19 protein-coding genes are annotated in these 22,955 nt (G+C 51.4%); 1 reads left to right on the plus strand and 18 read right to left on the minus strand.

Annotation, left to right across the window (positions count from 1 at the left end; translation table 11 throughout):
- Window positions 1-28: 28 nt before the first annotated feature.
- From AC3WRW_RS06220 to AC3WRW_RS06230, 3 genes are all read right to left on the minus strand, one after another.
- Window positions 29-511: a LiaF transmembrane domain-containing protein gene (locus tag AC3WRW_RS06220; protein ID WP_492545477.1), complete on the minus strand. Its 483-nt coding sequence runs from the start codon at window positions 509-511 to the stop codon at window positions 29-31.
- A gap of 98 nt (window positions 512-609) precedes the next feature.
- Entirely contained in the window at window positions 610-3,450 is a 2,841-nt protein-coding gene (locus AC3WRW_RS06225; protein WP_492545478.1) for a VWA domain-containing protein, read from the minus strand.
- Window positions 3,434-5,359, minus strand: coding sequence for a vWA domain-containing protein (locus AC3WRW_RS06230; protein ID WP_492545479.1), 1,926 nt, complete (start codon window positions 5,357-5,359; stop codon window positions 3,434-3,436). The genes AC3WRW_RS06225 and AC3WRW_RS06230 overlap by 17 nt, the downstream gene beginning before the upstream one ends.
- Before the next feature lie 138 nt (window positions 5,360-5,497).
- Here AC3WRW_RS06230 and AC3WRW_RS06235 point away from each other — a divergent pair, with 138 nt between their 5' ends.
- Window positions 5,498-6,703 carry an MFS transporter gene (locus AC3WRW_RS06235; protein WP_492545480.1) on the plus strand — a complete coding sequence of 402 codons (1,206 nt, stop codon included), beginning with the start codon at window positions 5,498-5,500 and terminating at the stop codon, window positions 6,701-6,703.
- A gap of 5 nt (window positions 6,704-6,708) precedes the next feature.
- Here AC3WRW_RS06235 and AC3WRW_RS06240 read toward each other — a convergent pair whose 3' ends face one another.
- From AC3WRW_RS06240 to AC3WRW_RS06310, 15 genes are all read right to left on the minus strand, one after another.
- Window positions 6,709-7,620, minus strand: a complete 912-nt coding sequence (locus AC3WRW_RS06240) for a DUF58 domain-containing protein (RefSeq protein WP_492545481.1) — start codon at window positions 7,618-7,620, stop codon at window positions 6,709-6,711.
- Window positions 7,617-8,606 carry an AAA family ATPase gene (locus tag AC3WRW_RS06245; RefSeq protein ID WP_492545482.1) on the minus strand — a complete coding sequence of 330 codons (990 nt, stop codon included), beginning with the start codon at window positions 8,604-8,606 and terminating at the stop codon, window positions 7,617-7,619. The genes AC3WRW_RS06240 and AC3WRW_RS06245 overlap by 4 nt, the downstream gene beginning before the upstream one ends.
- A gap of 35 nt (window positions 8,607-8,641) precedes the next feature.
- Window positions 8,642-10,294: a DUF8809 domain-containing protein gene (locus AC3WRW_RS06250; RefSeq protein ID WP_492545483.1), complete on the minus strand. Its 1,653-nt coding sequence runs from the start codon at window positions 10,292-10,294 to the stop codon at window positions 8,642-8,644.
- A gap of 27 nt (window positions 10,295-10,321) precedes the next feature.
- On the minus strand, window positions 10,322-11,155 hold the full coding sequence (locus AC3WRW_RS06255; RefSeq protein ID WP_492545484.1) for an ABC transporter permease: 834 nt from the start codon (window positions 11,153-11,155) through the stop codon (window positions 10,322-10,324).
- On the minus strand, window positions 11,130-12,083 hold the full coding sequence (locus tag AC3WRW_RS06260) for an ABC transporter ATP-binding protein (protein WP_492545485.1): 954 nt from the start codon (window positions 12,081-12,083) through the stop codon (window positions 11,130-11,132). Before AC3WRW_RS06260 ends, AC3WRW_RS06255 begins: the two co-directional genes overlap by 26 nt.
- The gene (locus tag AC3WRW_RS06265; RefSeq protein WP_492545486.1) at window positions 12,080-14,506 is read right to left on the minus strand and encodes a DUF8726 domain-containing protein; all 2,427 of its coding nucleotides are present in this window, start codon (window positions 14,504-14,506) and stop codon (window positions 12,080-12,082) included. Before AC3WRW_RS06265 ends, AC3WRW_RS06260 begins: the two co-directional genes overlap by 4 nt.
- 128 nt (window positions 14,507-14,634) lie before the next feature.
- Entirely contained in the window at window positions 14,635-15,318 is a 684-nt protein-coding gene (locus tag AC3WRW_RS06270; protein ID WP_492545487.1) for a TerC family protein, read from the minus strand.
- Between the two features lie 17 nt (window positions 15,319-15,335).
- Window positions 15,336-16,544, minus strand: a complete 1,209-nt coding sequence (thiI, locus tag AC3WRW_RS06275) for a tRNA uracil 4-sulfurtransferase ThiI (protein ID WP_492545488.1) — start codon at window positions 16,542-16,544, stop codon at window positions 15,336-15,338.
- Window positions 16,541-17,767, minus strand: coding sequence for a cysteine desulfurase family protein (locus AC3WRW_RS06280; protein ID WP_492545489.1), 1,227 nt, complete (start codon window positions 17,765-17,767; stop codon window positions 16,541-16,543). Before AC3WRW_RS06280 ends, thiI begins: the two co-directional genes overlap by 4 nt.
- A gap of 116 nt (window positions 17,768-17,883) precedes the next feature.
- The gene (locus tag AC3WRW_RS06285; protein WP_492545490.1) at window positions 17,884-18,579 is read right to left on the minus strand and encodes a lytic transglycosylase domain-containing protein; all 696 of its coding nucleotides are present in this window, start codon (window positions 18,577-18,579) and stop codon (window positions 17,884-17,886) included.
- A gap of 151 nt (window positions 18,580-18,730) precedes the next feature.
- Window positions 18,731-20,023, minus strand: a complete 1,293-nt coding sequence (locus AC3WRW_RS06290) for a hemolysin family protein (RefSeq protein WP_492545491.1) — start codon at window positions 20,021-20,023, stop codon at window positions 18,731-18,733.
- Between the two features lie 388 nt (window positions 20,024-20,411).
- Window positions 20,412-20,846, minus strand: coding sequence for a hypothetical protein (locus tag AC3WRW_RS06295; protein WP_492545492.1), 435 nt, complete (start codon window positions 20,844-20,846; stop codon window positions 20,412-20,414).
- Window positions 20,847-20,848: 2 nt separating this feature from the next.
- On the minus strand, window positions 20,849-21,064 hold the full coding sequence (locus AC3WRW_RS06300; RefSeq protein ID WP_492545493.1) for a DUF1540 domain-containing protein: 216 nt from the start codon (window positions 21,062-21,064) through the stop codon (window positions 20,849-20,851).
- A 47-nt stretch (window positions 21,065-21,111) separates the two neighbouring features.
- Window positions 21,112-22,206: a glycoside hydrolase family 15 protein gene (locus AC3WRW_RS06305; RefSeq protein ID WP_492545494.1), complete on the minus strand. Its 1,095-nt coding sequence runs from the start codon at window positions 22,204-22,206 to the stop codon at window positions 21,112-21,114.
- 78 nt (window positions 22,207-22,284) lie between these two features.
- A complete protein-coding gene (locus AC3WRW_RS06310) occupies window positions 22,285-22,785 on the minus strand; it encodes a YpuI family protein (protein WP_171686248.1) in 501 nt (166 codons plus the stop codon).
- Window positions 22,786-22,955: the final 170 nt, after the last annotated feature.

Here is a 22,955-nt window from a genome sequence, read left to right on the forward strand (position 1 = left end):
TAAAACTTTTACATGCGGCACACGGGGATTACCACACATTCTTCCTGCGGAAAATCATAAGAAGCCCAATTGCAACAAGGATCAAAGCGATTACATATATCCCTAATTTAACAAGCAGCGTGATCCCGAATAATACAACGGAAACGATCCCCAGCACGACTGCGCCTATCCAAACCCCCCGGTCACTCCCGCGGTCAAACAGATGAAGCTCATATAATCCGATGGCGACGCCGAGGATGAAGCCAGGCCAAAGATAGCTCATGGATCCCCAACCGAAAATATTGCAGAAAAAAAACATCAAGCCATACGTCGTCAATATGCCGCCAGGCACGAGCACGCCGGCCGGCCATGTGCGATTGAAGTACAACACGTGGAAAAGCAGTCCCGGAGCAAGCAAAACAAGCGGCCAGAAAAAGGAAAAAATAAAGTGAAAAACGCCTAATTTCCCGAGTAGCAATAAAACGGCCAGGCCAATTAACAGGATACCGATGGAGTAGCTATTTCTAGCCATGCGAATTCCCTCCTATTTCACTTGTCAATGCGGTGTCCGTTTCGACACCATTCAACATGTAGTTTATCGCAACTGGCTCAAAAATGCTAGCCTGCGGGCTATTTGCGGCCTCGCCGTTTCGCTTCCAGCAAACGGCTCATGCTGTCCGGCGGCGCGGAGTCTGCCGCAGGAGGCGCCGGCGCAGCAGGCTCCGGAGCCACTGGCTGCGCCGCAGCCGGAGGAGCGCCGCCGGCGGCCCGGCGCTCGCGCTGCAGCTTGTGCTCCGCAAGCTGCTTCCGCTGCCGGAGACGCGCCAGCGGCGTCTCCGCGGAGGGCGGGCCCGCCGCAGCGGCCCGCCGGGATAACGCCCGGCCCCGCAGGCCGGACGGAAGGGCAATGCGCCGCGCTGCGATGTCCATCAGCAGCAGCGCGAGCGCGGCCATCAGCAGGTACTCGCTGATGGGGGTGTACCGCTTCTGCGCGGCGGAAGCGAAGGCGAAGGCGGCCTCCGGATGCTCCAGCGAGAGCATCCGGCCGCCGGTCAGTTCGGCCAGCTGCTGCAGCCTGCTGAGCCCGGAGCCGTCCGTGATCCGGTATTCCGGGGAATACGGGATCACGAAGCCGGTCGTGGAGCTGCCGATGACGCGCCGCTCCGCCCCTTCCTGCTCGCTGCCGGGAGCGAGCAGTTCGGTTTTCGCCACATAGACGCCAGACTTATCCACAGATAGCTGTGCTGAATATTCACCGGGAGCTGTAGACGTAAAGGTGACTTCATGTGTCCCCAAAGCTTCATCCGTCAACGTAGCCCGGAGCTCCGCTTGACCACTACTCGTATTGTCCGGCTCGGCATCTCCGGTCTTTGCCTGAAGCGCCAACTCGTCACCGGACAAATGCCCGTTCAATTCAAGCGGTGAAGCTTGAAATTGCGGGAATGTCCACTTGACCATGCCGGCCAGCATCTGCGCGAAGGAAGGCCAAGTTACCCAGTTCGCGGACCAGGCGCCTGTCATATCGCTCGTCCAGGCGACAGACCGGCCCGAACCGTACTGCCATCTCGCTAAAACCGGATCAGGCTCAGGGCTGGACAGCACCACCTCCGCTGCCTCCTTAGGCGTAGCGGCAATATAGCCTTGCAGCTGCGGCAGCCCTCCGCCCAAGAAGCTTGCCCAGTCCGAACCCCCTGTCAGGGCAGGAACGAACGGCTGATTCACGACATAGGTACGGGAAATGAGCACCGCTTCCCGGCTAAAAATCGCCGGGATCGTCGTCTGATCCACCGCAGCGTAGTATCTGCCCTTCGCCAACTCCGCCAACCTGCTCAGCAAAGCTTGATCCGCATCCGTACCAATGGCTACCGTCGACATGGTCATGTTCATCTTTTGCATATCAGCGGTCAAAGTCTCATAGCTTTGCGTCGTCGCCGACTGACCATCCGTAAGCAAAATGATATGCTTCCGCTGGGCGTCAACCTTCGAGAGCTTCTTAAACGCCTCTTCTACCGCCGTATAAATTTCGGTACCGCCGTCCGCAGGAATGGCGTTGATTTTTTGAATGACGTCCGGCTTCTGAGTCAGCTTTTGCGGCTCCACATACCAATTGGGCGAGGCATCGAAACCAAGCACGCCCAGCGTATCTTTGTCCCTTAGAAGGTCCACGGTCCGCGATGCCGCTTCTTGCGCCAGCTTCATTTTCTCCCCGGACATGCTGCCGGATTTATCGATAACGAGTACAATGCCCAATGACGGAATTTCCCGCTTGCCGCGCAAATCCATATAAACAGGCAGCGCACGCTCGATCGGTGTCTTGAAGTACCCGCCAAGCCCGTAACTGTTATCTCCTCCAAGCATGACGAGTCCAACGCCATAATCGCGGACGCCTCTTTCGATCATTTCCATTTTGGTCTGAGAGATTTGCGTAGCCGCCACATTGTTAAGAATAATGCTCTCAAAGCTTGTGTAAGACATGAAATCATTAGACAGAAGCTCCGGCTGAATCGTTTCATACGGGATCAGAGCAGCTTGCAGCGCGCCCTCCACATTTTGGGAAGTGCCGGCCTTCCCTTCGACAATAAGCACCTTCGGCGGACCTTGGACCTTGCTGAAAGCATAGTGCGTATTGTTCGCTGAAAGCTCATCGCCTTCCATATACACTTCAGCGCGATAGCGATGAAAGCCCGGCTCTTTGGCTAACGACTGCACCGCAAAACGATTCTCTCCCTTCGCAAGCTCCAGGGATTCTACCGTCATTTCCCGATTGTCCTCAAATATCCGCAATTGCGCCGGTCCGGAATGCGTGGAACGAATGACGACTTCGATTGTGTAGGCTTCGGCTTGAAAAAGCTTATCGGGAACGCGCACGGCTTCGACCGCTGCATCCTTGCGTTCTTTGCCGGCAAGCGGAACGATATCCACCTGAATCCCGCGATCGCGCAGCAGTTTTCCTTGGCGCAGCATATCGCCGACATTTTCTTCGCCGTCCGACATGAGGACAATGCGCCCGGCATTTCCTTGTCCGAGCAAGCCGTAAGCCAACTGCAGGCCTGAGGCCACGTTCGTAAACTGCGGGTTAGCTTTGGCGGCGAATTGAAAACTGTCCATGTCCCTGGCATCGAGCGGTTTTTCAATCGAAGCCTGAAGTGCCAGCGAAACGACACCGGCTTCGTCCTGTCCGGACGTGCGCGCCTTTACGGCATCCCTGATCCACTGCGCCTCTTTGGCTTCTTCCTTCACACTGTCGGAGCGATCGACGACAAACACAACGCTCTTAAGATTCGGACTTCTAAACAGCTGAGCGCCAGCCAGCACCAACACCAAAAGGAGCAGCACAGCGGCGCGCAGTGTGGCGACGACTCTTTTTCTCGTCCCTTGCAGCCTGTGCAGCGTTCTCCAAAGCCACCAGAGGTAGGCTGGCAAAAGCAGAAGCAAGAGCAGCACAAGCGAATGCTCAAACTGAATGCCCACGCCGGTACACCTCCCATTCCGTCACAAGCAGCATCATTAACACCATCACGATCCAAGGAACTAGCGAAGCAACTGCTGCGCCGGAGTCATTTCCCTTATCGGTCACAGCCAGCACTTCAGGATTTGGCTTGTAGCTCAGCTTGCTTTCGCTAAATGCATTCACATTGGATTCCCTTGCATCCATCACCGCTTCCAACAAACGCGCCCCAACCACATGCCCTCCTTCGTCAAACTCCTTAAACGTGTACAGTCCCGGCAGCTTGGGAACCGTTTGCCTGGAAGCCAGCGCATTGCCGTTTCGCTCTGCCGGTTCCCCGGAATCCTCCTCTGGATCCGTGGTCCAAACCGCTTTCACCGCCTGAGGATGAAGAGACACGTCAATCCGTTCGCCTGCTGTAACGCGGCCAAGATTACCTCCTTGATGCTGGGTTAGCCAGGCCACGGCATTTTGCACAAGAATGGGAAATTCCGACCGCAGTGCCAGATCCGATTGATCCAGCGGAAAAGTGAAGGACAGTCTTGGAACGCCATCCTCCGTACCTGCCAAGATCAACGGAATTCCGGATGAGGAGACGATCGCTTTCTCCCATGGAAGAGCAGTTCTGCTCTGAGACTGTGCAATATTGACATCCTGCAAACGAATATAGCGCATAATCGGATGATCCTCGATCGTATAGGGATTTTTGAGCGTCACCGCTTTAGCCGATTCTGAAGAAGCAAAGCGCCATATGGGTTTGGAGGCGAGAATATCCCGCCATTCTTTCGTCGCCAAGCCCGCTTCATCCACACCGTCCAAAATGATGAGATGGGGAGACCGCCCAATTGGCGGCGGATAAGTACCGTCCCCGCTCTTTTGAATGTGAAGGACGTCCGCTTTGGCCAACATGAGTGCTTTTTGAAGAAAAAGACTGCCTTCCCCCACATACGCAATTTGCGTTCGCCCTGTTTCTTCCGAAAAAGCATAGGCCGTATTATCGGCCTCCAAAGCATCCTTCGTCACAATCTGAAGCTTGTACACCTGGCTGCTTGCCAACTTTTCAAAATAAATCGACTTTTGTTCGCCGGCCTTTAGCTGCAGCGTATCTGTACGAACGGCCTGCGAATCCGCATAAAGCTTGGTTTCCACAGCAGTGCTTACCGCCCCCCAATTTTTCAGCACAGCGACAGCTCTGCTCTCCGTCTCACTGTTTTTTACGCCGAATTGGGATATGGATACGTTAAGGGCTGCGTCCTCTATAGATGGCGGAAGGTTTGCTCCTGTCCCCTGTACGTTTACGATGGCAACAGGAACTGTAAAAACGATTTCCTCCACTTTCTCGAACCACTGGCTGTCCGTATAGATGCGCACTTCCCCATCGGACTCTTCGCGGGTTAGTGCGGAAGCCAAGGACAGGGATTCCTGTACATTCGTCCTTCCATAGAAAGGGGTTACCTTATCCAATGCGGCCCGAAGCGCTGGCAGAGCCGGCTCCTTTTGCAAAAGCAGCTCAGGCTGATCCTTGATGACCATAAGCGAATAGGTGCGGTTTGATGCTTCATCGCGTACATAGGACAAAATATCCGCTTTGGCTTGCTCCAATCTGGTTGAGCCTTGATTCGTTAACGTTTGCATGCTTGCCGACGCATCAAGGACGAAGAAAACATGAGATTTCGCCGTTTGGTGCCCCCGGATATAAGGCTGCATCAAGGCCAGCACGAGCAAGGAGGCCGCCAGCAGCTGAAGCAGCAGCAATAATTGGCGTTTGAGGCGCTGCCAAGGCTGATTGGCCTCCTGCTCGCGGAGTACGCGCCGCCACAGCATATGGCTGGATATCTCGGTATCGAGATATCGGCGTTTCAACATATACAGCAGCAAGATGAAAGGTATGGAAAGCGAGAACCATAGCCCGCTTAATGTTGCGAAGTGCATGAAAGACCCTCCTTTCCGAAGCAATGACCGTCAGCATGACGCCCGCGTTCAAATGCTGATCTTTGGGCATACTTAATGGCGTGCAGTCCGATTTTCCCCTGGCTAACAGGTTTGCCTATGTCCAACTTAGGAGGTCACATGAAATCTTTATCGGGAAGTGAAAAGAAATATCAGAAACCGCTTTGGACCAAAGCTTTTCTCATCACGTCATTGTCCAATTTGCTGCTTTTTTTTAGTTTTCAAATGTTGATCCCGACCATCCCTACGCATATCTCGCAGTTAGGGGGAAATGACGTGCAAGTCGGACTCGTTATCGGTATCTTTACCATTTCGTCGCTGCTCACCCGACCTTTTGCCGGACGAGCACTCGATCTGTTGGGGCGAAAGCATGTGCTCCTTGTGGGATTGGCAATTTGTACGCTTACGATAGCCGGTTATTCGTATATGGCTGCCATTACACTCATTCTTGCGGCCCGGTTCGTCCACGGCATCGGTTGGGGCATATCCACAACGTCATTAGGAACGGTCATCGCAGATATCATTCCGCCCGAGCGACGCGGGGAAGGAATGGGCTACTACGGATTATCCAACACCTTTGCGATGGCTCTCGCTCCGCTTACCGGACTATGGATCTTGCAGCAGTACGGATTCCACCGCGTATTGCTGCTATCCACGATTTTGGCCTTGCTATCCTTATTCAGCTCTCTCTTTATTCCATATACGAATTCTGTACGTCTCGAAAAACCGGCTCAACGTCCGAAGCTCATGGACCGTTTGTGGGAACGGACGGCCTTGCTCCCTTCCGCATTATTGCTGTTCACCGCTATTTGTTACGGAGGGATTGTAACTTTTATTACCCTGTTCGGCCATGAAGCCGGCATTTCGAATGTCGGTTGGTTTTTCCTTTGCAATGCTTCCATGGTACTCATCGTGAGACCGGTAACAGGCGTGCTATTTGATCGGAAAGGGCCTGAATGGGTGCTGCTCCCCGGCGCGTTATTCACGATAACCGGACTGTTCTTGCTCTCCTATGCACATTCAGAGCTTAGTCTGGCAATGGCCGCGCTTTGTTACGGCATCGGCTTTGGCTCCATACAGCCTGCTCTGCAGGCGTGGACGATTGCGCGTGCAGCCCCAAACCGGCGCGGCGCAGCGAACGGAACCTTCTTCTCAGCCAATGACTTAGGCATAGGACTTGGCGCCATGGTTCTGGGGGCGCTGGCCAACTTTAGCGGCAGCTACGCCCTCATGTACCGTTTCTCAACGGTGCTTATTCTTGTCTTTCTGCTTATTTACGGCTGGAGCTTTTGGCAAGCTCGCCGGGTGCAAGCAGCACAGAAATAACGTTACTAGCGGACCAAGCCGCTGCGCCGAAGCTCTCCGAGTAGAAAGTCTCCCGGCGAAACATCGGTTACAGCCAGCAAATACGTAATTCCGCGTCCATGACAGAAAGCTCTCAGCGTTTGCGTATGCTGCACTGCAGCCTCTCTGTAGGCTTGCAGCACTTTACTGCTCATCGCCACTTCCCTCGCCGCTTTGGACTCACTGTCAATGAGCCGCAACTCGCCTGAGAGCTTTGGATCCAGTTCCTCGGGAGCAAGCACTTGGACGGCAACGACTTCCTGTTTGGCCGCTTGTATGTATTTTAAAGCTTCCTCAATCCCGTCCTCATACAAAAAGTCTGAAAACACCCACGTCATTCCTGCTTGACGAGGCAAAACGGCCGGATTCCGGAACACCGCACCCATATCGCCCGCTCCTGACGGATGACATTTCTCCAGAAATTCGAAAAGCCGGTGAGAGCTTCCTTTGCCGCGGAGAAGCCTCATCTGCTTTGTTATTTGCGTCGTGAACGCAGCGGCGCTTACGCGATCATAGCGGTTCAAGGACAAATATCCGATGCCGGCAGCGAGCTGCCTGGCGTACTCCCATTTGGAACAACGAACAGGAGCAGTACCCTCTACCCGGCCAAAATCCATCGAAGCGGACGCATCTAACCACAGGTTGACCAGAAGCTCCTGTTCGTCCATAAAAAGCTTGATGAACGGCTTGCCGGTTCTGCCATAAGCATGCCAATCCAATTGGCGCGTATCATCTCCGGGGGAATACAGCCGGTAATCCGCAAACTCAAGCGAAGTTCCCAAGTCCTTGGAGCGCCTTCTTCCCTGCATCGTTCCTCTGATTCTGTTTTTCGCGGCAATGCTTAATTGATCCAGACGGCGCATCAGGGCTGGATCGAGCAGATGCCCTCCGCTGCTCATCGGCTCCGCTCCATCGAGCTGATAATAGCGGCGATGATGCTGTCGGGCGATATCCCCATCGCCTGTCCTTCGAAGTTGAGAAACAAGCGGTGCCTTAATGCCGGTAAGGCTACGGCATGAAGGTCTTGTTTGGAAACGTGAAAACGCCCGGCCAGAAATGCCCGTACTTTCGCTGCCGCGATCATCGCCTGAACCCCGCGAGGCCCTGAACCGAAGCGCACATATTGTTTAACCTCCACGGGAGCAGTCAGCTCTTCGGGATGTGTGTTCATCAGCAATTGCACCGCATAATCCAACATCTCCTCGGCAACTAAAATCTCTTTCAATCCTTGCTGAATTTCTTGAATCAAGGCGCCATCCGCCACTTTCTCCGCTTGGAGGCTGTGTGCCGAAGTGGTGCGCAGCACAATTTGTTTCAGTTCCTCTTTCGTCGGATAGGTGACATGAATTTTAAGCAAAAACCGGTCCAATTGCGCTTCCGGCAGCGGGTACGTCCCCTCCTGCTCCAACGGATTTTGCGTAGCCAACACAAAGAAAGGAGAGGGCAGACGGTGCGTTTCCGAGCCCACGGTAATTGTCTTCTCCTGCATGGCTTCGAGCAGAGCGCTCTGCGTCTTCGGTGTCGCACGGTTGATTTCATCGGCGAGTACGACATGACCAAATAAGGGTCCTTTTTGGAACTTATAGGAGGTTTCTCCCTGAGTGCCAAACTGAATGACATTGGTCCCCGTCATATCCGCCGGCATCAAATCAGGCGTGAATTGAATCCGCGTAAAACTAAGGTCAACCGTGTCCGCGATCGTTTTCACGAGCATCGTTTTGCCGAGACCCGGTATGCCCTCCAGCAGAGCATGTCCCCCGGCGAATATGCACCAAAGCAGCTGCTCAACGACCTCCTCCTGTCCGACGATGACACGGCCTATTTGCTCTTTCATCCGGGAAACTGCCGCCCCCCATGCTTCTAATTGCCCTTTCGATTCGACCATCCGCTTCCGTTCTCCCTCCAGAATCCGTATCTTCATTACCGTTGTGGTTGAATTTCCAGAAAATAATCGCGAACCAAATTCTGCATATGCTGAGGCAGCTCGGAACGATTCAGCGCACTCGAAGCCTCCGCTGCATAATCGGCATACACATCCTCGTAAGGTCGTGAAGCCCCGTCTATGGCAGGCGCAGAGCCGCCTTGGCTCACTTCACCGCCGCTGCCGGCCGTAGGACCGCCGTCGACGAACGTCCCCCCGGTGCCCGACCGTTCGCGCGGCGTCGTCACAAGCCCGCGCGAGCCCGCGCCGGTGCCGCCCTGCGTGCCGCTGGCTCCGCCCACAGCGCCGGCTCCTCCTCCGGCCCCGCTGCCTGCAGCGCCGCTTCCCTGCGCGCCGGCGCCTGCGGCTGCCCCGCTCTGGCCCTGGCCTGCGGCGCCTGCGCTCGGCGCTGCGCCAGCGTTCGCCGCCGCGCCGCTTCCGGCCGCGGCCAGCTGCTCCGCGCGGCCCCCGGGCGCCCACGCCTGCCCCGGCTGCGCCCCGCTCGCGGCAAGCTCGCGCGCTTGCGGCAGCGCACCGGCGGCAAGGCTGGCGGCCGCCTCCGCGGCCTGCGCCTGCTGCTGCTCCAGAGCTTGCTGCGCAGCGCTGGCAGCCGTCAGGCCAGCCTGCAGCCGGCTCAGCTGCGGAGCAGCATCCTCGCCGCTGCGCAGCGCGCCTGCGGCCTGTTGGAGCTGCTCGCGGAGGAGGAGCTCCGCTTCCGGCGATGCGGCTGCTGCGGATGCCGCGAGCCGCTCAAGCTCGCTGGCGAGGAGCTGCTTCTGCTCCGGCGTCAGCTGCTGCACTTGCTCGCTCAGCTTCGCAGCCTCGCGCCGGATGCCTTCCGGGCTCCGCTGCTGAAGCGCCTTGCCCAGCTCGCGAAGCGCTTGTGTCCGCTGCATCGACTCCGCCCACTGCTCCGAGCGCTGCTTCTGCTTCTCCAGCTCGCTTATGCCTGCTTCCATCTTTTTCAGCGCTTTTTCCAATTCGTCCAACGCTTTTGCCGATGTTGGGGCTTGCCCCAGTCTGCGCTCCAATTCCTTCAAATCCTCCGTCATTTGCTTCATGGCCGGAAGCGGAGACGGCTTGGCTTGCCATTGATTCAGGAGCTCATCTGCCTGCTCCTTCTGATTTTGCACCCAAGCCTTGTCTTTTGCGGCCTGTTTCAAAATCGCATCATGCGAGTTGGGCACAAGCAGAAAGAGCACTAACGCCGCTAATAAACTTCCGCCGGCTAGCCATTTCTTTCTCCCTACACGCGGCCGAACGATATGATGTAACTGCGTTTCAACGAAATAGGCTCCTTTTTCCAGCGCATCCTGCCTTTGCAGTTCAGCCATCGGTGAAGCTTGCCCTTTATAGAGCAGCGCCGTCGTTATTCGATCTTCCAAGCCGTTTGCATCGAGCAGCTTCGCCGCGTCAAGAACATTCGGACGCCGGACGAATAGCCAAATACCTCCGCAGACTAACGCTGCCGACAAGCTAATCATCGCGCCAAGCCGGTATCCGTTCATTAGAAATAAGCGTCCCAGCCCCATCCACAAACAAGCAAGCCCAAGCCCGACGATCAAACTGCGCAGCATAAATGCCATTCCTTTTACTTGCAACAAACGCCGTTTGACCGGGAGCAGCAGCTCATCCAGCGATGAGAATTTCATATCGGGACAGCTCCTTTCTTAACTTTGTTATGACTTTCTTTTCATAATGGGGCGCAAATATCTCACGCTAAGCCAAATCAGTACAATGGAGAGCAGCGTGTAGGAGGCAATAAATATATGCCACATTTGCAGGTAGGTGTGTCCTTTAAATACTTGTTTGGAAAAATCAGGAACCATCAGCGAGACAAGAACAGCCATAGGATTAAAGCTCAAAAAATAACCAAGCACTTCTTCATTCGTTCCCGCTCTTCCGATGTTGCTGAAAAACAATCCTGCCAGCGCAGTAAATCCAAAAACAAACAATACGAACCCGTATGTAGCAATGACGGAGATCACCGTTTTCTTCAACATCGTGGAAAAGAAAATCCCGACCGCTCCAAAGAGCACCATCACGAAAACATAGAACACAAATACCGCAAGAACTTGTTTAGGCGAAACTCCCCCGTATAGGAAAACAATACTGTAGAGCGGCATTGTCGCCACGACTGTTAACAACATAAAACTAAGCGAAGCGAACAGTTTGCTGAGAATAATCGTTCCCGAGCTTTGCTGCGTCGTCAACAGCATGTTTAACGTTTGCTTTTCACGCTCGCCGCTCACAACCCCAGCCGTCAGGCCCGGCGTCATAAACGCGATCAGCACAAGCTGCGTGCCGCTGAGAAAATAAAATAATTCACTGCTTCTTTCCGTACTCAGTACGCCAGCCTGGAGATGGCTCATGTTAATATAAGCGAATCCGAGCGCAATCAGGCCGATAGCCAGGAGATAGGCCAGAATTGAAAGCGGTGAGCGAACGGTCCGCATGCGCAGTCTGAACTCTTTTTCCAGAACGGGATTAATCCAGTTTAACTTGCTGTTCATCGTGTGCGCCGCCTCCTTTCGTAATTTCCAGGAACACATCTTCCAAATTCGTCAAGGCTTCGCTGAACGAAAGGAGCGGAAACCCTTCTCTCACAAGGCGTGCAAGCAGTTCAGACTGATCTTCATCCGCCCCGCCAAAGTGAACATGCAGCCCTTTCTCATCTTGCATCGCCATCGTGACATGCTGCTGCTGCCGCAAGTAAATCAAAGCCTCTTCCATTCTGCTTGCCATGCGGATTTGCAGCACGCGATTGGCTTTCATACGGCTTTGGATCTGGGCTACTTTCCCTTTGGCGATCAGCTTTCCGTATTCGATGACCCCGATTTCATCCACCATCTCGGCCAGCTCCGGTAAAATGTGCGAGGAAATAATGATCGTTTTCCCCATCGCCTTGAGCTCTTTCAAAATTTCTCTCATTTCAATCCGCGCCCGCGGGTCTAATCCCGATGCCGGTTCGTCCAGAATCAGCACTTCCGGTTCATGAACCAAGCATCTGGCCAAACAAAGCCGCTGCTTCATGCCTCTTGACAACGAATCCACATAGAAGTCAGCTTTTTCCGATAAATTGACAAGGTCCAGCAGTTGCGGAATCAGCTTCAACCTATCCGCTCTTGGAATGCCATAGCTCGCTCCGTAAAAATCCAAGTATTCCGTTGTTTTGAAATTGTCATAAACTCCAAAAAAATCAGGCATGTAGCCAATCAGCTTACGTACCTCTTTCGGCTTCTCCGTAACGTCGTAGCCGCCGACCTTGGCTGTGCCCGAGGTTGGATTTAACAGCGTGGCAAGGATGGACATCGTGGTCGTTTTGCCCGCTCCGTTCGGACCCACAAAGCCAAAAACCGTCCCTTTGTCAATGTCCATCGTCAGCGAATCGAGAGCTGTAAAGTTCCCGTACTTTTTCGTCAATTCCGTAATGCTAATCATCGTTTTACAACCCCTTCCAAGGAAACGGCGGGGATTCGGAACATCGTGTTATTTTGAACCGTCGTCACTTTCATTCGAATCGACTTTCCTTCTACGAGATAAGGCTGCAGTTTGTCTCCCTCCCAAGTTTGATATGATTTGAGCGTGACCGCTTCCCATGCTTTCGTCTCCGAATTCCATAGCTCCGTGGTTACATCCGGGTTGGGATCGCCGGTCATTTCCATGGTTAGATAACTCGCTCCCGCCAGGGCCGGAAGTTGATAGTCCAGTGTCACATCGCCGCTTCCCATTTGCATGAAAGGACCATTCTGGAATTGAATCGCGCTCATTTTCAAATGATTATCGATGAATGCCGGTACAAGCGCCGTACTTGGAATGACGATTTTACCCTCCGGCGTCACATAGTTGATCTTCATTTCTTGGGAAACCAGTGTCAACTGCTCTGTCGGTATGCTTCCGCCCGATGTGAGCGGGAAGGACGTTTGATCTTTCATCCACCCGATAATCATTGGCGTAATCCCCCCTGAGAAGTTCGCCTTTTGATTCAAATGGCCGGTTAACAGCGATCGCTGATGCAAATTAACATCGATGTTGTTGTTCGTCCCATATGGAAAAGCAAGCTGCGGAATATCAAATCCGTTCGTCATCCCGAATCCGCCTGCCGTATCGAAGCTCGCGGAAGCGCCGGCCGGAACGTTGCCGATTTTGACATACGATTGATTGATCAGTACCGCTGCATCTTTCAGCTCTTTGGTTGTGTTGTTTGTAATCTGGCCTTTGGCTCCCTTCGCAGACAGCTCTGTAATACTGTAATCAATCTTGCCAAAAGAAACTAATTGCTCTTCCATTATGGCCAGTTTGCTGATGGAAGAGTATGGAATGCCCTGCAGCCGAACAATTGCCGCATCGAGATCGTTTCTGATGACAAGCTCACTTTGGTCATGCAGCAGCAAGGACGGGTAGACACCGGAGCGCAGCAGCGGAGAAACAACCGGCTTGCCTGCAAGTTTAAGCTCCAGATCGCCGCCCTTTGGAAGAAATACGGATACGGCGGATTGTTTCACGCCCGAACCTGTACCGTTCAGCGTTACGGTCGACAACGATTGCGCCATCATGCTTCCGCGATTGCTCGCTCCGAACTGAAATACACCGATGCTGGTCACAATAGCCGCTACCGGAATTACAAACCAAGCCCATTCTCTGCGGTCCAGCCGCTTCAAGACTACATACAACAGCGGTCCGACAAGAATGGCGTACAACAGCAAGACAAGTGCAAGTATTGGCAGCTTAGGCGGCTGTAAAGCCGGGAAATATTCGAGAGCGCGGTCCATTTCCCAAAAAGGATCATTCCCGAATCTCATCTGATTCGCATTGTTCGCATGCGCCGACTCGATCGCCCCGGCCAGGATCTGCTCCCATAGCCGCTGATTTCCGTTCCACGAGGCAAGCGGGTTCAACGATAAATCGTAGGCCGCATAGGTGACGATCCCGCTCCCATAGGCGCTGCGCGCAAATACGGGAAGCGTACCCTCGGATATGATCGTTTCCGCTCCCCCCGCCAGCTTGCCTTGAGATAGCGTGAACGGCTGTGGGAATACAAGCTCCTTCTCCCCTATCTTTTCAACCTGCGGGAGCTCCTTGACCGAGGCTGTTCCCTCATAAATAACCGGCGATTCTTTCGTAAAAGGAGCAGCTGTTTTCGGATAGCCCGCACCGCCTGCCAAGAGGAGATTGCCTCCCCTTTGCGTCCACAATTGGATGGCTTGTACTTGCTCCTTCGTCAGTGTATCCGAGGCAAAATCATTAATCGCAAGCACATCAAGACTATCTAAGCCCAGCGATTCTTTGGGAATTTCTTCTTGCTTCAGATGAATAACATTCACATTCTTGCCGGACTGGTTCAGGAGTGTTAAGAAGTTCATCGTATCCACGTCCCGGGCTAACACACCGACCTGCACAGTTTCCTTCGGCAAGCTGAACGCCTCCAAGTAGGCATTGCCAGCGAGCGCTATTTTCTTTCCGTTTTTTTGCGATTTTTCGTAAAACGTTATTCGATTATTGCTTTTCGTATATGCATTGCCGGGTAAGAGCATGGTCACGACTTTGACGCTGCCTTTGGGAAGCTCGACATGCTGGACATAGCTAAAATCTTTACTTCGATTGGGATTCGCCACCTGAATGACAAGATCGCCGGACACATCTCCGCCTTGGTTGCGGAGCGTCATTGTAACCGGGGACCATTTCCCCTGCTTCACGTTGGAAGCCCCAAAGCCAATTTGGGATTCAATTTCAATATTCGCTGCCTCTTCTGCCCGAGCAGTGCCAAGGAAGGGCCCGGCGCATTGCATCCATACGAACAGTAGAATTGCGCCAATCAAATAAGTAAGCCGAGACGATATTGTAAGACATAATCTGGATTTCACTCGTGCAACTCCCTCCTATTCTATCTCATATCTAGACGACAAAATTGGAAAAAAGTTTCAATTGACTGTCCAATAAAAAATAAAACCGCTTCGCTGAATACTTCCAGCTTGGCGGTTTTCCCTTTTCTCTATTCGTTTCTTGTTGTTTTTAATTGCAATAATCGCAGCCATTTAACGGACAAACCGATCGCAATGACGAGCGCGGATGCCACAATCGGGATCCAAACATGCAAAAATTCATAATCGTGAAGGAACCAATCAATCATCTTCTCGTCTTTTACAAACATTTCTCCAGCCGTATAGCTGAGTATGCCTGCTCCCAATAAGACAAGAATGGGATACTTGTGAAGCAAATTCATGACAAGCGTGCTTCCCCAAATAATGATCGGGATACTGAGGCCGATCCCTAGAATAATTACCGTATTATTGCCATTGCCTTTGGCTGCGATGGCCAGCACATTGTCCAAACTCATGACGAAATCCGCCACGATGATCGTCCAGATGGCTTTGCCAAGCGTCGAAGCTTCCTTCACATTCGCATGGCTGTCATCATCCGTCAGCAGTTTGATGGCAATCCAGAATAATAAAATGGATCCGCCGGCTTGAATATAGGGGATATCGAGCAGCGTAACCGCCACTAACGTCAGCACAAGCCGCAGGGCAATGGCTCCGAATGCCCCCCACCATACGGCAAGCTTTCGTTGTTCCACGGGGAGATTTTTGCTGGCGAGCGCAATAACAACCGCATTATCGCCGCTAAGCACAATGTTGATCAACATAATTTGCAAAAACAAAATGAGCGCATCCATCATGCTCAACAACCTCCCGGTTAGAAGAAATGCTGATCGGCCACCTTTTTCATTTGTCCATGAACGATTTCAATCGTTTCCGTCTGTTCCACGGCTTTCCGGATTAAATCGGGCAAAAAGTCCATGCCGTTCTCGAGTCTCTCGACCATATTCAAGTTCGGATTCGTGCTTGGGGATGGAGGAAGAAATAGGGAACAGCAGTCCTCATACGGCAAAATAGAAATCGGGAACGTGCCGATCGTTTCGGCAATGCGTATAATTTCTTGCTTGTCCATCATCATAAGCGGCTGCAAAATCGGCAAGGATACTACGCGCCCAATCACATTCAGGCTTGGCAGCGTTTGACTCGCCACTTGACCTAAGCTTTCGCCGGTTACTAAGGCGCTTAAACCTTCACGGTCGGCGATCTGCTCCGCTATGCGATACATCGCCCTGCGAATCAGCGTGACTAATAAATTATCCTTATATTCGCGGTGAATCGAAGTCTGTACATCCGTAAACGGTACGAGATGCAGCTTGATGGAGTCCGTATACCCTGAAAGCTGGTGAGCCAGATCCATGACTTTATCCTTCGCGCGTTCGCTTGTATATGGATAACTGTGAAAGTGAATCGCTTCGAGGGTAAGTCCTTTGCGCATGCCTAACCAACCTGCAACCGGACTGTCAATTCCTCCTGAGAGCATCAACAGCGCCTTGCCGCTCGTGCCCGCCGGGAATCCCCCCGCTCCCTCAATGACTTCCGCATACAAGAGGACTTGGTCTTCACGTATTTCGACGCGCAGCTCCACTTCCGGATTGCGGACATCCACTTGCAGACCAGGACACGCTTCCAGGATGCAGCCTCCGATAAGATAATTCATTTGCTGCGAATCGAGCGGAAATGATTTATTGACTCTGCGGACGTTCACCTTAAACGTCTTTGGCTGCTTGGGGAGGTTTTGCACGATGCGCAGCGCAGTTTCTTTAATGGCTTCTGCCTCCATCGGAGCCTGATAAGCCGGACTAAACGACGCCAGTCCAAAAACGCGTTGTAAAGCTGCCGAAGCCTCCTCATACGCGGCTCCCCCTAGCTCCACATATACGCGTCCATATTCCGGAATATACCTCAAATCGGGAAATGCCCCTAAAACTTTACGAATCTGCGTAATCACGCTGTGCTCAAAACGTTTGCGATTCCTGCCTTTGAGCGTCAATTCGCCAAAACGCAATATTAAACAATCCGGTTTCATCTTTGCTTCCCCCTTTTAATTGACGATTTGCTTGCCATGGGTGAGAGTTCTCTCACGACCTCCCTCAGCGCGTGCAAAAATCGTTCCATATCTTCGATCTCCAGCTCATCCGAAAAGCTGACTCTGAGTCCGCTCACCGCCTGCTCGCGCGTGCACCCTAAAGCCAGCATCACTTCGCTTGGGTCCGTTGCGTCAGAAGCACAGGCAGATTTCGTTGAAATGTACATCTGTCTTTGTTCCAAGGCGTGAACGACGACCTCCGCTTTCATCCCGGTAAAAGCAAAATGGACGATGTGAGGCGCCATTTCTTCATGGCGTTCGGATCCCATGAGCGTAAGCTCCTGAATCGCTGCAATGCCGTCTGCCAGATATCGTCTAAGCCGATATTTATGCTCCAGCTTCGCTGCCAAATTGTGCATTGAAATCCGCAGCGCTTTGGCCATTCCGACGATAAGCGGAACGTTTTCCGTACCGGAGCGCAGGCCGTCTTCTTGTCCGCCCCCAACGAGCAGAGGCTTCAACTGTACGCCGTCTCTGCGGTACAGAAAGCCGGCGCCCTTAGGACCGCGGAACTTATGCGCCGATACGCTGCAAAGATCAACTCCCCATTCCTTAGGGGAAAATGGAAGCTTTGCCACCCCTTGCACGGCGTCTACATGAAACAGCGCTTTTGGATATTTGGCAAGCAGCCGGCCAACCGCTTGAATAGGCTGTATCGTGCCTACTTCATTATTTACATACATTACACTGACAAGGATCGTATCTTCGCACAAAGCCTCTTGCAGTGTTTCCAATTCCAAACAACCCTTTGGATTCACAGGCAAATAGGTGACGCGAAAGCCTTCACGCTCCAGCCCGAGAAAAACCTCTTTCACCGAGGGATGTTCGATTTGTGTTGTAATGAGGTGCTTGCCCCGATTCTGATAGGCATAGGCAGTGCCGCGGATGGCCAGATTGTTGCTTTCCGTTCCGCCGGACGTACAGATAATATTGGCAGGCTGAACGCCTAAAGCTCCAGCTATCACTTCTTTAGCGCTATGCAGCAGTCTTTCCGCTTGGACACCCAAACCATGGATCGAGGATGGGTTCCCATAGTGCGTTCTCATTACTTCAGCTATTGTGTCAATGACTTCATCATAAGGCGGTGTGGTCGCCGCGCAGTCCAAATATAGCATGTTCTTGCTGATTCCCCTTTTTCCACGCCCTGCTGTCGCGCTACTCATAATCATTTCCTTCCATCATTAAAGCCTAAAACAGGGCATAACTCAAGCTTGCACTGAAACGCAAAAAGCCGATCCCCGCATGATTCATGCGAAAATCAGCTCCTTGAAATCGTCACCTACAGTGAAAATTTCACCTTATGACCTAAAACCTGGGAGACATACGCTTGTGTTTCCTTAGGCAATAAATGTAGTTTGTTAGATAAATCTTGATCGTTCTTGATGCCTAAGCGGTCAACGCGTCCAGGCCCTGCATTGTATGCCGCTAGAGCAACGCCTTCGTTACCGTTGTACTTCTGAAGCAAACTACTTAGGAAGTGCGTGCCTGCATCCACATTTTGCCGCGGATCAAACGGATTCGTCACGCCATAGCCTTGCCCGGTTCCGTCCATGAGCTGCATCAAGCCTTTGGCGCCCGCTGGAGACACCGCCTGATGGTTAAAGCTGGATTCTTGTTGAATGACCGCTTTCACCAACGACTGATCTACCCCGTACTTAGCGCTAGCCTCTTGAATCAAGCTGTCAAACTGTGCTGCGGAAGCAGATTGATTCCACGTTTGGAGAGGCGTGTAGCCTTTATTCAAAGCGGCCAAGGAGCTTGGAACGCTATTCGCCGTTAGATTGCTCAAAGACTGAGCGTCAAGACCGGCTCCGGAAGCCTGTCCCATCAACGTGTTCAATATGGAGCTGAAGTCGCTGGAATCGTCCGTACTTGCCGAATCCGTATCCCCGGATAACAAACTTATTTTGTTCATCAGCTGAAGCTGCAGCAGCTCCTTCAGAACTCTAGGATCAATGCTGTTCGTACTATTCATCCGTCAGACCTCGTTTCCTATCATCATCGTTGCTTATATTGTACACGTTTTGTGCCCTGGCGACCATCCTAAATTTGTATAATCACGAAAAACGACACAAAGGGCCGCCCCATATGTCATAGTAATGACTGGGACAGCCCCTCATTCACTTTCAAGAGATATTCTGCTGCAAAATCTCGTCTTGTTCCGTCATTTTTCTAACGATCAGTCGCGAAATTCGCAAATGGTCCGTTTCTTCCACGATGAACAAAAACTCGTCATTATAGCTGACCTGCTGGTTTTTGCTTGGCGGAATCTCCGTTTGGGAGTATATCCAGCCGCCAATCGTATCATAGTCGTCGGACTCGATATCCAGCCCGAAATATTCATTCACTTCATCGATCAAAAGCAGACCGTCAATGGAATACGTATATTCATCCTTAATCTCAATCGTTGGCCGTTCTTCGTCAAACTCATCTTGAATCTCGCCTACGATTTCTTCCATGATATCTTCCAAAGTCACAAGTCCCGAGGTGCCGCCGTACTCATCGATAAGGAGGGCCATTTGGCTCTTCCTTTTCTGCATCATTTTAAGCAAATCGCTAATATGAATGGAATCCGGCACCGTCGTGATCGGGCGAATAATTTTCTTGATTCCTTTCAGGTTGGCATCCGGCTTAAGCAAATCCTTGATATGGACGAAGCCAATGATATTGTCTTTGTCCGGATCGCAGACCGGATAGCGCGTACGCATTTCTTTTATCGCAATCGCCAGATTTTCCGAAAAGGAAAGCCCTGCATACAAACATTCCATCTCGGTTCTTGGAATCATAATCTCCCGAGCTGTCGTCTCGGCAAATCCGAATATATTATCAACAAGCGTTAGCTCTGTGTTATCTATAAATCCATTTTTGTGGCTTTCTTTCATGAGGACTCGAATTTCATCCTCGGTGTGCGCCGATTCATGCTCAGTCGTCGGTTCGATGCCGGCGCGGCGGAGCATCCAGTTCGATATTCCGTTTAACAACCAAATAAAAGGGTACATGATTTTGTAAAATAAGACCATAGGGCCTGCAGAAAGCAATGTAATCTGCTCGGCTTTACGAATGGCATACGTTTTGGGGAACTGCTCACCCAATGTAATATGCAAAGTAGTCATCAAAGAAAAGGCAATAATAAAGGTAATCGTGTGGAACACCGAATCTGGTAAATGCAGCGGAGCGAATAGCGGTTCCAAAATTTTAGCGAACGTCGGCTCCCCGACATAACCAAGTCCCAACGAAGTAAGTGTAATCCCGAGCTGACAAGCACCTAAGTACGCATCGAGATTGTTCATGATTCCTTGTGCAAATTTCGCATTACGGCGGCCTTCCCCCACAAGCGAATCAATTCGACTACCTCTTACTTTAACCATCGCGAATTCAGCTGCGACAAAAAAACCATTTAACAACACCAGTCCAAACATTAACAGAAAACTGATTAACGTTTCGGGCAAAGGATCTTCCAATACCTTACCTATCCCCTGTCAAGCGCGGCATCCGCACCAAGGAGAGTAGGTACACCTCCCTTAATTTTGATTTAACTTGAAATATCACTTTTCATTATATAATAATACTGTAATCATTCAAAGGTGCGAATATGTCTCTTGAAGCCAAATAGTACGAGCAAACGGGAGTATAGGGTCCAAAATGATGCCATAATCAGATGAAACACGCTAATTATCCTGCATTAACACGAATTTCCCCGTTTTTTTCTGAGAAAAAAAGAAACAAGGCTGTCCCAGTCATTTGTATGACTTGTGGGACAACCTTCGGTACAGGCATGCTTTTGTAGTTAAATAGACGGGAGCTTGCTTAAGAAAAAGGAACAAGTAAAAAATAGGCGGCGACGGCAATAAAGCCAAGCACGACTGACCAGGTCCCAATTCCTTTGTTACCCATGAAGAATGCAATGACCCCAAGCACAATACCCGATATGCCAAGCAGCACCGGCCATACAAAGAGCGAAGCCAATGCGACGAACAAGGCCATATACCCTACTGCCTTATTGCGTGTAACAGCTTCAACTAATTCATCGATCTCCTCATCCCCGACATCCGATTGGGAGACCGATCTCTGTACATCTGCGCTTTTCACTTGATAAGGCTCGGCATAATTGATTCTCCGCGAGGGCGCTGTGATCTCAGCTGCATATTCTTCCTTGTGGTTCAGACCGCTTTCCTTCCGAAGCTGTTCCAGTTGAAACCGCTCCTGAGTGGCTTTATCCAAATTGCCTCCATGCTGGCGCATGTTTACTGTTTCTTCTTTGCTGTAAAGGTGTGGCAGCAAGTGTTCGCGGCTTTGCTCGCTGCATCTTGATGATCGGTATCGAATGATTCCCCGGCAAACTCTTCCTTGTAATTGGCATTTGCATGCTGATCGACTTCAATCATAATCGTTCCTGCGTTGCAGTTGTTACCTTGCGTCCAATATTCGCAGTTGGCAACTGAACATTTAACATCTGGCATCGTCATCACCCCACTAACAATTTGCCCGCTAACGGGGGAAGCTATGCTCAGTCTAAGCTGTCAGAAAGCACCAAGAACATGGCATGAGACCAAAGCAGCGGCAGCGCAGGCTCCCCACATTTGGCCAACCATTCCGTGTAGGCGGAAGGCTCTCTAAGCTGATCAGGGACTTGTTCGGGAAGCCGTCCAAGCTCATCAGCTTTGCTTATGATCCATTCCAGGCAGCGCTGTGCCTCCTGACGGTTCCCCAGCTCTTTCTGATACCATCCGTACCAGGCCGTTAACAACAGCCATTCTCCGCCGCCATAATAGCGGTCTTCCACATAGCGCTGGATTCCCTCATGCTTCAGATCATTTTCGATTTTTTCTACCGTTTTCAACATGACAGGATCGTGAACCTCGCACACGCCAAACGGCAGTGCCAGCCAAAGCAAACTTGCATCTATGCCATTTAAGACTGGCTTCCAAATCTCATCTATACATTGGACTGATTTCACGAACCGGCCTTCATAGACGCAATGACGGAGGATGAAGTCCTTAACCATAGACGCCTTTTCAAGCAGCTGCGGACGCTGTTCCAGTTCGCCAAGCGCATGCAAACCGCCATAGACGCAAGCAAGCGTTGCAGAATGAACATAATCGGGAAACTCTTCCCAGCAATCAAAGTTCGGATAATGCCAGAACGTCATCAAATAATCGACGGTGATCTCAATGCTTTCCCGCAGCTCTTTCAATAGTGCTCTGTTGCCGGTGATTTTTATATGCTCTGTCAATCCCCAAAGCCAAGCCCCATAACCATCCAATTGAAAATGGCCCCATTCGGATACATCGTCCCGGCCATCCAAATGATAGCGCGTTCCCAGAAATTCTGAACGGTCGATCCACTCCTTGTTCGCATGCTTATGCAGGAGAATATCGACACGAGAACGTTTGTTCGGAAGCACTCCGGCAACCCATTTATAAAATAAGGCTGCGCTCTCGTTTTGCCCGACACGATCCATCGCATTAGCGATAAACGTGCCGTCGCGCAGCCAACTGTAGGCATACGGCGGGAAAAGTGGGGATGCTATGTAACCTCCGCGGGGATGCTGATTGCTTCTAATTATCGAAATGGAGAGATTGATCAATTGTTCACGCTGCATGCACCATGTCCCCTTTGAAAAGAAAAGAGATGCGCTGAAAAACGCATCCCTTCTATCTTTTGTCATTTGGCACTACAATTATACTTTTTCGCCTTGCATACGGCGCTGCGTGATGTAATCTGTCTCATAGTAAGCCAGATCTTCGCGAAGCTCTTCAAAAACTTTGGACAGCTCAATCGTTAGGTCACGTACCTCGCGGGAAGGTTTCTTGCGGAAACGGATGGCATCTTGTCCCGTATAAGCATAACGGCCATCCTCGGAATAGCACTCGTTCTTAGGATAGAAAAATGTATTCACGCAAGTATGATATACTTCATACAAAACTTTTTCTGAAAAATCAACATTAAAAGTAGGACGTCTCAAGCTAACGCCCAATTTCTCATAAGCCACTTCACAAAAAACTAAAAGATGACGGGTATCTTGGAGATAACCACGATAAAATTCATCCATAGCTGGATCATTCTCTGCATTGAGTTGTGAAAGCGAATGTTGATTCAGAAACAGTTCCATTTTGGCAATTGTTTCTTTTAACTTTGTGCGTGTTGAATCACAAATATTTTTTACATTAAAAACAGCCATTTATGATGACCTCCTCTAATTGCGCTATTCCTATCCTACCATAAATTAGCCTGAAAAGGTATATGTAAAACTCCCTATTCCATGCATAAAAGATTCCCTCAAATCTCACTCTAATCTAAGATACTTCGTTTGCCATTAAAAGAGGGATTCGAGTAAGAAGGAGGGCTATG

This window comes from Paenibacillus sp. FW126-R14, assembly GCF_058789495.1.

Coding starts and splice junctions, on each gene's coding strand:
- AC3WRW_RS06220 (WP_492545477.1), bottom strand. CDS start 511: ATGGCTAGAAATAGCTACTCCATCGGTATCCTGTTAATTGGCCTGGCC.
- AC3WRW_RS06230 (WP_492545479.1), bottom strand. CDS start 5,359: ATGCACTTCGCAACATTAAGCGGGCTATGGTTCTCGCTTTCCATACCT.
- AC3WRW_RS06235 (WP_492545480.1), top strand. CDS start 5,498: ATGAAATCTTTATCGGGAAGTGAAAAGAAATATCAGAAACCGCTTTGG.
- AC3WRW_RS06240 (WP_492545481.1), bottom strand. CDS start 7,620: ATGAGCAGCGGAGGGCATCTGCTCGATCCAGCCCTGATGCGCCGTCTG.
- AC3WRW_RS06245 (WP_492545482.1), bottom strand. CDS start 8,606: ATGGTCGAATCGAAAGGGCAATTAGAAGCATGGGGGGCGGCAGTTTCC.
- AC3WRW_RS06250 (WP_492545483.1), bottom strand. CDS start 10,294: ATGAAATTCTCATCGCTGGATGAGCTGCTGCTCCCGGTCAAACGGCGT.
- AC3WRW_RS06255 (WP_492545484.1), bottom strand. CDS start 11,155: ATGAACAGCAAGTTAAACTGGATTAATCCCGTTCTGGAAAAAGAGTTC.
- AC3WRW_RS06260 (WP_492545485.1), bottom strand. CDS start 12,083: ATGATTAGCATTACGGAATTGACGAAAAAGTACGGGAACTTTACAGCT.
- AC3WRW_RS06270 (WP_492545487.1), bottom strand. CDS start 15,318: ATGATGGATGCGCTCATTTTGTTTTTGCAAATTATGTTGATCAACATT.
- thiI (WP_492545488.1), bottom strand. CDS start 16,544: ATGAAACCGGATTGTTTAATATTGCGTTTTGGCGAATTGACGCTCAAA.
- AC3WRW_RS06280 (WP_492545489.1), bottom strand. CDS start 17,767: ATGAGTAGCGCGACAGCAGGGCGTGGAAAAAGGGGAATCAGCAAGAAC.
- AC3WRW_RS06285 (WP_492545490.1), bottom strand. CDS start 18,579: ATGAATAGTACGAACAGCATTGATCCTAGAGTTCTGAAGGAGCTGCTG.
- AC3WRW_RS06290 (WP_492545491.1), bottom strand. CDS start 20,023: ATGTTTGGACTGGTGTTGTTAAATGGTTTTTTTGTCGCAGCTGAATTC.
- AC3WRW_RS06295 (WP_492545492.1), bottom strand. CDS start 20,846: ATGCGCCAGCATGGAGGCAATTTGGATAAAGCCACTCAGGAGCGGTTT.
- AC3WRW_RS06300 (WP_492545493.1), bottom strand. CDS start 21,064: ATGCCAGATGTTAAATGTTCAGTTGCCAACTGCGAATATTGGACGCAA.
- AC3WRW_RS06305 (WP_492545494.1), bottom strand. CDS start 22,206: ATGCAGCGTGAACAATTGATCAATCTCTCCATTTCGATAATTAGAAGC.
- AC3WRW_RS06310 (WP_171686248.1), bottom strand. CDS start 22,785: ATGGCTGTTTTTAATGTAAAAAATATTTGTGATTCAACACGCACAAAG.